The sequence below is a fragment of the Paraburkholderia sp. CNPSo 3281 genome, assembly GCF_024206515.1.
Classification (GTDB): Bacteria; Pseudomonadota; Gammaproteobacteria; order Burkholderiales; family Burkholderiaceae; genus Paraburkholderia; species Paraburkholderia nodosa.
On record NZ_JAMBPS010000110.1, the window covers coordinates 1 to 8,817 of the forward strand.

General features: G+C 54.3%; 10 protein-coding genes. 4 read left to right on the forward strand and 6 right to left on the reverse strand.

The features are described from left to right. Positions 1-684 (forward strand): IS630 family transposase (locus tag M3I56_RS39910; protein ID WP_254358547.1); only part of this gene is annotated, 684 nt, incomplete at its 5' end. Between the two features lie 127 nt (positions 685-811). On the opposite strand, the gene M3I56_RS39915 is transcribed toward M3I56_RS39910, so the two are convergent. From M3I56_RS39915 to M3I56_RS39935, 5 genes are all read right to left on the reverse strand, one after another. Then, entirely contained in the window at positions 812-1,981 is a 1,170-nt protein-coding gene (locus tag M3I56_RS39915; RefSeq protein ID WP_081772117.1) for a porin, read from the reverse strand. A 336-nt stretch (positions 1,982-2,317) separates the two neighbouring features. Next, on the reverse strand, positions 2,318-3,493 hold the full coding sequence (locus tag M3I56_RS39920; RefSeq protein ID WP_254358548.1) for a PLP-dependent aspartate aminotransferase family protein: 1,176 nt from the start codon (positions 3,491-3,493) through the stop codon (positions 2,318-2,320). A 12-nt stretch (positions 3,494-3,505) separates the two neighbouring features. Beyond that, a complete protein-coding gene (locus M3I56_RS39925) occupies positions 3,506-4,228 on the reverse strand; it encodes an amino acid ABC transporter ATP-binding protein (RefSeq protein ID WP_254319272.1) in 723 nt (240 codons plus the stop codon). A gap of 86 nt (positions 4,229-4,314) precedes the next feature. Continuing rightward, positions 4,315-4,965: an amino acid ABC transporter permease gene (locus M3I56_RS39930; RefSeq protein WP_028209166.1), complete on the reverse strand. Its 651-nt coding sequence runs from the start codon at positions 4,963-4,965 to the stop codon at positions 4,315-4,317. 13 nt (positions 4,966-4,978) lie between these two features. Continuing rightward, positions 4,979-5,746 (reverse strand): ABC transporter substrate-binding protein, encoded by a 768-nt coding sequence (locus M3I56_RS39935; protein WP_028209116.1) that lies wholly within the window; start codon positions 5,744-5,746, stop codon positions 4,979-4,981. 195 nt (positions 5,747-5,941) lie between these two features. Between M3I56_RS39935 and M3I56_RS39940 the strand changes: the two genes are divergently transcribed. The 3 genes from M3I56_RS39940 (at position 5,942) to M3I56_RS39950 (ending at position 8,537) form a co-directional block, all read left to right on the forward strand. Further along, positions 5,942-7,132 carry a Xaa-Pro peptidase family protein gene (locus M3I56_RS39940; RefSeq protein WP_028209117.1) on the forward strand — a complete coding sequence of 397 codons (1,191 nt, stop codon included), beginning with the start codon at positions 5,942-5,944 and terminating at the stop codon, positions 7,130-7,132. Between the two features lie 60 nt (positions 7,133-7,192). Beyond that, positions 7,193-7,951 (forward strand): IclR family transcriptional regulator, encoded by a 759-nt coding sequence (locus tag M3I56_RS39945; RefSeq protein WP_028209118.1) that lies wholly within the window; start codon positions 7,193-7,195, stop codon positions 7,949-7,951. Between the two features lie 148 nt (positions 7,952-8,099). Next, positions 8,100-8,537, forward strand: coding sequence for a hypothetical protein (locus tag M3I56_RS39950; RefSeq protein WP_254358549.1), 438 nt, complete (start codon positions 8,100-8,102; stop codon positions 8,535-8,537). A 12-nt stretch (positions 8,538-8,549) separates the two neighbouring features. Here M3I56_RS39950 and M3I56_RS39955 read toward each other — a convergent pair. Beyond that, positions 8,550-8,817, reverse strand: a 268-nt coding sequence (locus M3I56_RS39955) for a transposase (protein WP_254358550.1), incomplete at its 5' end; no start/stop codon positions are given.

An 8,817-nucleotide genomic window follows, 5' to 3' on the forward strand; every position in this document is an offset into this window, starting at 1 on the left:
ACGGTACAGCGCATCTGGCGCAAGCACGGCGTGCGCCCCCATCGACTCGATACGCACATGGTCTCAAACGACCCTGACTTCGAGACCAAGGCTGCAGACGTCATCGGCCTGTATCTGAACCCGCCCGCACATGCGGTGGTGTTCTGCGTGGACGAGAAGACGGCAATTCAAGCTCTGGATCGTAAGGATCGGATGCTACCGCTGTCGCCAGGGCGCGCCGAGAGCCATGGCTTCGAATACAAACGTAACAGCACGCTTAGCCTGTTCGCTGCGCTCAATACGGCAACCGGAGAAGTCATCGGCAAGACCGCACCGCGCCATACCAGCGAACAGTTCGTGGCCTTCCTCACCGACGTTATCGCCAGCCAGCGGCCCAAACAAGAGATTCATGTGATCTGCGACAACGTCAGCAGCCACAAGACACCGCGCGTGCACGAATTCTTGCGACAACACCGCAACGTGCGGTTGCATTACACGCCAACCTATACCTCTTGGCTGAATCAGGTGGAAAACTGGTTCTCGCGCATCCAGCGCGATGTAATTGCGCGAGGCATCTTCACCACGGTGAAGGATTTGGACCGCAAGCTGATGCGCTACATCCGCGAGCACAACAAGAATCCCAAGCCGATCAAATGGAAATACGATGATCCATCACGACGAATTCGGCCAGTGCCATTTCAATGACGCAGTCGACTAGTCGCCTGTCAAATATGCCGGCAGTCACTTCGATCCACAGAACAAGAACCTATCGACATTCAGTAACCGACAGGAGGCGGCCCCCACAACTTTCGTGACGGCCGCCTCGAGCCACTTAAAACTTGTGGCTTATTCCGACTAGAGCGACGGTCTGGTTTTGACCAGACGATGGATCAACCGCTGCAATGTTAGCTACAGCAGGCAGGCCGCGCGAATCGGTTCCCGCTGCACGCTGATACACCACACCCCCATAAAAGTCGGTACGCTTCGAAATGCTGTAGTCGAATCCGATGTTTACCTGATGATAAGTGGCGGATGTGACGCCCGATGAATGCGTATAAGAATACGATACCCCGATCAGCGTCGCAGGCGAAAACTGATATGTTGCGTTGAGTTCGCCGATATTAAATGTTTGCGTGCCACGATATGCATTTTCCGTGTCTGTCAGTCCTTCCACCGGCGTTCTCCCCAAATCTCTAAACTGGGTATTGCTGTAGACAGCGCCGAGTGTTGCGGGGCCAATACTATAAGATGCACCGACAGAAAATATCCGCTCGGACCCCGCTGAGGCGAATCCCGAATCAACCGGACTCCAGAAATTCGATCCGGTCGTACTGGATCCAGCATTGTTACCGTAAAAAGAATAATTCGGATTATTAACTATAAGATAGCCGATGCCGACGCGTAGGTTTTCATTATTGTATCCTGCACCTAATCCGATGATGCTGTTCTGTTTTGTCGAACCGGGAACACCGCCAGGACTATACATTACTTTCCCGCTCAGCCCCCTGTACTCGGGAGTGGCATAGATGATCGCATTGTTTATCCACCTGAAGTCGTCCAGATTATCGACATCTGCCGGGTGCGCCCCGGCGCCCGAACCGTTGAACGCCCAGGTCCCACCCGCCGACAGTTCACCGGTGTAAGAATCGCCAGCGGAGTATTGACGTCCTAACGTCACCTTGCCGTAGGGGCCGGAAAGGCCGACAAACGATTGTCGACCGAACAACGTGTTACTGTTCCCCATCGCCCCCGAATTTAAGGAGAAACCACCCTCCACGGCGAACAGCGCAGCCCATCCGCCCCCTAGGTCCTCATTTCCTTTTAATCCCCAACGATTGGAATTCATCGCGCCGTCCATCAAGGCGTATTGATGTTTTCCGCCATCGTTGGAATTGAACATGAAAGCGTCGTCCACGACCCCGTAAAGGGTTACGCTGGATTGAGCATGACATACTGTTACAGACAACCCAAGTACAGCTGCAGCAAAAATCCTATTCATCATATCTCCTCCGCCTCCGATATCGCCAATCTAAAAATCAATTCGCCTCTTGATATTAGTTATACTAACTTAATCGACAAGAAATAAACTACTCGTAAAATTAAGTCTCGCCACCAAGCCAAAGTTAGCGACGGCACAAAATTAGTTACTATAGAGTAAATGGGCAGCACATTAATAACTTTGCCGACCACACAAGCAGGCAGTCAACCCAACCTTTAGCACCTTTTACACCACCAGCAAAACCATCAACACAAAATAACTGACGATTTCCAACGGCACCTTGCCAACCATCATCACCGAGGATATCAAAAGTACCCCTCCTCGATAGAACAAAATTAACTAAAGGGCTGACAACAATCGCTCGATATCACGCCAAAGATCGAGCGGACTTTCCAATCCGACGCTGAATCTCAAATACGTTGAATTACAACTGCCCGCTCCAAAGCTACGTTGCCCATCGAGCGACATCGGTGCAACGAGGCTTCGCGTCCCTCCCCATGACGCGCCGATTGCGAACAATTCAAGACGACCCAGTGCCCGGTCGATTTGCGCCGTGTCTTGCATCTGCAGTTGGACAGAAAATACGCCAGTACTCCCCTGAAAGTCCCGCTTCCAATACTCGTGTCCGGGAGACTCCGGAAGCGCCGGGTGAATAACACGGGCAATTTCAGGGCGGTCCTTCAAGCGCAGTGCGAATTCCAGGGCGGTCGACCCGACGTGTGCCAGGCGCACTGACATGGTTTCAATGCCACGCAGCGCTAGAGAGCAGTCATCAGGCGATACACCTATGCCCAAATTTGCGAGTTGTTCTCTTACCTGCAGATAAACATCCATCGACGCAAAGCTCAACGCACCCAGCAAAAGATCGGAATGTCCGCCGACATACTTGGTCAACGCTTCAGCCACGACGTCCACGCCTAGCGAAATCGGCTTGCAAAAAATCGACGTTGCCCATGTGTTATCGCAACCGGTCAACGCATCATTTTCTTTCGCGATACTTACGATTTCACGGATGTCACAGACTTCCATTGTTGTCGAACCCGGAGCTTCTATCCAAATCAGCTTTGTCCGCCCAACTCTGATAGAGCTGCGCAGAGACTGCAGGTTCATCGGGTCGTAGATGTCGAACGCGACTCCATAGCGCTGCAGGACCTCCTCCGCAAAATCCTTCACCGGCGGGTAGACGCTATCGGGAATCAGGACATGATCGCCGTGCGCCAATAGAGTCAACATGAGGACTGATATAGCGGCTTGCCCTGACGGAACAAGGACGGAACGAAGGCCCCCTGCGAGTCGGGTCAGTTGTTCCTCGAGTGAACGGGTCGTTGGTGTCCCCATCAACCCGTAGCTATATCCGTCCGGGAACTGAAGGGAACGATCGCGATAACTTTGTGCGCTTGGGAATACGATCGTGGACGCCCGATACACCGGCGTAGAAAAGCTCCGAAATCCCTCGGTGCTCGCGCCAGTCCTATGAACGCACAGAGTCGATTGTTCAAAAACATGATCTGCCATTTTTGCGCCACCTCACAGCACTTTTGAGAGAAATTCGCGCGTTCGTTCTTCACGCGGATTGCCAAGCACCTGGGCCGGCGGCCCAATTTCCAGGATTTTCCCGCCGTGCATAAATGCGACGCGCTTGCTTGCCTCACGAGCAAACCCCATTTCATGGGTAACAACAACCATCGTCATCCCATCGCGGGCGAGATTCCTGATGGCGTCCAGCACCTCACGTACCATCTCAGGGTCAAGCGCCGACGTCGGTTCGTCGAAGAGAAGTGCACGCGGCTTCATGGCCAGCGCGCGGGCGATCGCGACGCGCTGCTTCTGCCCGCCGGACAGTTTTTGCGGCACTACACCGGCCTTCTCAATCAGGCCCACCTTAGCCAATAGCTCCTCAGCTTCTTCCCTCGCCTGCAGCTTTGACATCCCCAGCAACCTCGTCGGTCCGAGAGTCACGTTCTCGAGTGCCGTCATATTGCTAAACAGGTTGAAGTTCTGAAACACCATGCCGATCTTTCGACGCAATTTGTTTACGTCGTACCGCCTGCTTAGCACATCTTCGCCGTCGATATGTATGGTTCCAGCGTCCGGCGTCTCGAGTAAATTCAGACAGCGGAGGAACGTTGATTTTCCAGATCCAGATGCACCGATTAAGGAAACCACCTCGCCCTCGGCGACCGACATGCTAACGCCATTGAGCACTTGAACTGATCCAAACGCTTTTTCGACACCGCTCGCAGAAATCATGGAGACACTTTCGGCTGCAACCTGGTGCGCGCTAGCACCTGGCTCGGATTGACCTCCGAGCTCAGAAAGAAGACGAATTGGCGCATTCATCGAGAAACCCTTCGTTCGAGATAGCCGGTCATGCGTTCGGCTATGAGGTATATGACAAGATACATGCCGCCCACTATCGAGAGGACACGGATCATGTCAAAATTCTGCATGTAAATGTTCTGCCCAGCGAGTGTGAGTTCCGTTACACCTATAACAGACAAAAGCGACGTATTCTTGAGCGTGATGCTAAGCTGATTCGCCAAATTCGGAATCATGGTTCGAAATGCTTGCGGAATAATCACCAGTCTCATGGTTTGCCAATGACCAAACCCGATTGCACGTCCAGCCTCCATTTGCCCTCGATCGACTGCCTGAATCCCTGAGCGAAAGACTTCGGCCAGAAACGCCGCCGTGTATAGCGCCATGGCAATTCCGCCGGCAATTGTTGCGGGTGTCCGAACACCCGTCAACACGGGTAGACCAAAGTAAACTAGCAAAATTTGGACGAGTAGCGGCATGCCGCGGATGACGGTTCCATATGCTCCGGCAAGCGAAGCTGCTAAGCGGAACTTGGACATTTTCATAAACGCGAGAGGCAAACCTAGTACGCCGCCGAAAATCATCGATGTCGCTGTCAGGATCACCGTTAGTTTCAACCCCTCCCAAAGAGAAGGAAGGTAATCCCAAAGCCAATTCAAATCTTTCATGAGTAGCTGCACCTCAATTCATGTTGTAAGTCTTCGCAATGGCATCCAATTCGCCGCTGGCTTTCAATTTCGCGATGCCCCGGTTGACGATTGCGACCCACTTGCTGCCTTTCGGGAAGGCGAACGCGATACCTGTCGGATCTAGCACAGGACTCACGATCTTGATCGTAGGCTTGGCACCTTCGATTCGCAATTGATAGTTCACCAGTGCGGAGTCGTAGATCATCGCGGCCACGTCACCCGATCTCATCGCAAGTTGCATACTTGCCGGATCCTGGAGGATGCGCAGCGTGACGCCCCATTCAGCCGCGTGCTCACGCGCTACTTTCAGTGCGGCAGAGCCCTGTTCGCAAGCAATCGTTTTGCCCTTGAGTTCAGCAAGGCTCTTGATTGCACTGTTCACCGGAACTACGACGAGAGCACCTTCGACGAAATAAGGCGTCGAAAAGTCCACAATTGCCTGACGTTCCTTCGTAATGAAGATACCGCTTACGGCGATATCGAGTTGTCCAACCTGGAGTGCCGGAATCAAACCGTCGAATGCCATCTGCTGATAACGCATATCAAGGTTTTCTAGCTTCCCTACCCTCTGCAAGATGTCGTTGCTAATTCCAAGAAATTTGCCCCCTTGGATATACGAGAAAGGTGGCGCATCGGGCGCAGCTCCGACAGCCAACTTAGCGGTCGTCACGTTGCCGTCCGCCAGCACGGCAGCCGAATGCCCGAACACCGCAGCCGCGACGCACACGAACATCGCAGTACCAAGCCTCTTTTTGAACATCTCGATCTCCTCCAAGAAAGGTAAGTGACAGACCCACATCCTGCTGTCCGTATGTTCCTAATATCGGTTCACTGTTCCGTTATTATCGACGTCGGGCATGGGCAACGTTATGGGGGTTAACGAGCTCTGATACATGGTTTACTTTATCGGAACGTTGTTCCTATAATAGGTGCGGCCACCAGGACGGAGAAATCCATGAGCTTTGTCGATAGTCTCGAGCAACACTCCCTCAGCCTTGCCTTCTCGTGCAGGCAAAAACTCTTCTCGGCTGCGCCGGAACTTGACGCAATCATCACTACGGACCCTGTCCACGTCGGTTACCTGACGGGCTACCGGAGCATCCTTCAGGACGCTGGTCCATATGCGCAAGCCGCGATCGCAACACGCGATCGGGTGGCCCTGATTACTGGCGCGAGCGATGCAGCCGCTGCTTTAGAGGAATTGGAAGACCCATCGTGCATCTGGCGATACGGCGTCTTTTACGTCGGCGCAACGGCCAGAGTGGCCGGCTATGCAGACATGCCGGAACCGGGTGACAATTTTGTCGATACGATCGTGTCCGCATTACGTAGCTTCGAAATCCGCGGCGGCCGCGTGGGCCTGGACACGCGCGACGAAAAATTGGCACGGACAATTTGGCGGCAATTCCCTCAGGTGGCATTCCAAAACGGGGCGCCTTCGTTAAAGCGAGCGCGCGCAACGAAATTGCCAGGCGAACTCGCATTGCTGCGTCATGCCTCACGCATCACCGACAAAGCGCTCGAATCCATCGTGCCTATGATTCGAGCTGGCGTCACGGAACTCGATATCTCAGGCGAAATTAACGGCGCTATCGTTCAAGGGGGGGGCATCCCGCGCTTCGTCGTCGTTACGTCCGGCGAGCGCAGCTCACGGGTTGATGCCTACGCTCGCGCCAAGCGCCTTGAGAACGGAGACCTCGTGCGCATGGACATTGGCTGCACCGTACAGGGATACTGTTCAGACATGGCCCGTACTCTGACGGTTGGGGGCCCAAGCGATCAACAAGCCGAGCGCTACGCGGCACTGCTTGCCGGCGAGCAGGCGCAAATTGCGGCCTTGAGACCAGGCGCGTTGGCCAGCGACATTTACAAGATCGCTATCGACACTGTTCGGCAAGGTGCGCTGCCGGATTACCAGCGGAGTCACTGTGGCCACGGCATCGGTTTGCATTCCCATGAATTTCCCCCCATCGCCCCCAATTCGAACGTCCTACTCGAACCGGGCATGGTCTTCTGCGTCGAGACCCCCTACTACGAACTCGGTTGGGGCGGCATGATGGTGGAAGATACGGCTATCATCACGGATGGCGGACACGAGCTTTTGACCCATTCGACTCGGGAACTATGCCAAGATCGGGTAAAGTAAGGGCCCATCGCCCAACCCGACCATCCATAGGCCGCTAGGCTTTCGTATAGACAAGACCCAATGAAGAGTCAATCACTTGAGCGCGGCCTCGACGTCATGGAGCTACTCAATGCGTCGCAGGAGCCGATGGGGCCTCGAGAAATATCCCGTCGGCTCGGTTTAAGTCCGGCCATCGTTCAGCGTCTCCTCAACACCTTGACCGCAAAGCATTATTTGAGACGAGACCCTGTTACGCGTCGGTACAGTATCGGGTACCAGACGTTGAATATGGGGGCGGCGCTGATGGCGCGAGACACGTTGTTGTTGGAGGCCCGCGGAGAACTCCAGTTGCTGGCTGATAGCATGCGTATCGATGGTTATCTTGGCGTGCTTCAGGACAAAACCCCAATGTATCTGCTTTGTGTCGACGGCAAGGGACCAGTGACCGTCAGGGTACAACCCGGGTCTCCTATTGGACTACACAATACGGCCATTGGTAAGGCCATCCTTTCGTCCTTCCCTGACGACCAGGCCCTTGAACTGCTGCGACTAGAACCGCTGGAGCAGAGCACGGCCAAGACGATTACCGACCCGGAAAAACTTGTTGCGTCCTTGCATAAGATTCGGACCGACGGATATGCTCTGATCGAGGACGAACAGGTTATGGGGATCTCCTCAGTAGGCGCCCTCGTCGGGGATGTCAGCGGGCAGATGCGGACAGCGATCAGTGTCGCTTACTCGAAGCACTTCAGCCCTGAACTCAAACGACAAAACGTGATTGAGGCTGTTGTCGCCGCAGCGAGTCGGATCACGCGCAATTGCGGGTTTCATTCTGGCTGAGACAGACAGGCGCCACGCCACCCGCCGAAACACTGGTGGCCATCGCTGCAGTTGGCTTCCTGGTGAGGTAACATAATCGGGACCGGGTGTCCTGGTCACTGATCTCGGTCAGTCAAGCATCAGCAAGGATGCCTACTACGAGCTTGCCATGACAAATCGTACGCCCTTCGTTTGCGTTTTTACTCCCGATCGCTGGGGACAGGTTGACAAGTTCAAGCAGTTTTTTGCTACCACATACGACCTCAAGCCAGACGCAAGAAAAGCCGTCGCGGGTGTCGACAATCACTTTCAAAAAGCGTTGACCCTTCGCCGCGTGGCAGAAAAACTCGCGCCGAATCTTTGCCTGGACAACGAAGAACTCGCGCAAAAAGGCTTTACGGCCGCCCTTAACTCACAGGAATTCTCTGCTGTTGTTGAAGAAGTCTTCACCGAGCTGTACTCGTCGATCGATTGCGTCCGGAAGATCGTCATTGCGATATATGGTAGTTGCCGGCGTGTGCCCGATTCGACCCGCAAGCTGTTCGAACGCGCGGCCAGAGCAGAGATCGGCACAGACTTCCCCAAAGACCTATTGTGGCTCTTTTGAGATTTGAATGGGTTACGTGGCGTGCGGATTGATCGGCGCGAAGTTGAGTTTGCCGGCGATCAGGAACAGCACTGTGCGCATGGTTTCGAGGTTTGCGTAGCCGCGAGCGCGTCGCTTGGCGGCCTGAAACAGGCCGTTGAGTGCTTCCAGAAAGCCGTTGGTCTGGCGCGTCTGGGTCCATGCGACGATGCCGTCGAAGTGTTTTCGGATCATGCGGGCGACCTCCTTCATGGGTTCAACCTTGGATCGCATCACGTTGGTACACCACTGCTCGAGCATC

Coding starts and splice junctions, on each gene's coding strand:
- M3I56_RS39915 (WP_081772117.1), bottom strand. CDS start 1,981: ATGATGAATAGGATTTTTGCTGCAGCTGTACTTGGGTTGTCTGTAACA.
- M3I56_RS39920 (WP_254358548.1), bottom strand. CDS start 3,493: ATGGCAGATCATGTTTTTGAACAATCGACTCTGTGCGTTCATAGGACT.
- M3I56_RS39925 (WP_254319272.1), bottom strand. CDS start 4,228: ATGATTTCTGCGAGCGGTGTCGAAAAAGCGTTTGGATCAGTTCAAGTG.
- M3I56_RS39930 (WP_028209166.1), bottom strand. CDS start 4,965: ATGAAAGATTTGAATTGGCTTTGGGATTACCTTCCTTCTCTTTGGGAG.
- M3I56_RS39935 (WP_028209116.1), bottom strand. CDS start 5,746: ATGTTCAAAAAGAGGCTTGGTACTGCGATGTTCGTGTGCGTCGCGGCT.
- M3I56_RS39940 (WP_028209117.1), top strand. CDS start 5,942: ATGAGCTTTGTCGATAGTCTCGAGCAACACTCCCTCAGCCTTGCCTTC.
- M3I56_RS39945 (WP_028209118.1), top strand. CDS start 7,193: ATGAAGAGTCAATCACTTGAGCGCGGCCTCGACGTCATGGAGCTACTC.
- M3I56_RS39950 (WP_254358549.1), top strand. CDS start 8,100: ATGACAAATCGTACGCCCTTCGTTTGCGTTTTTACTCCCGATCGCTGG.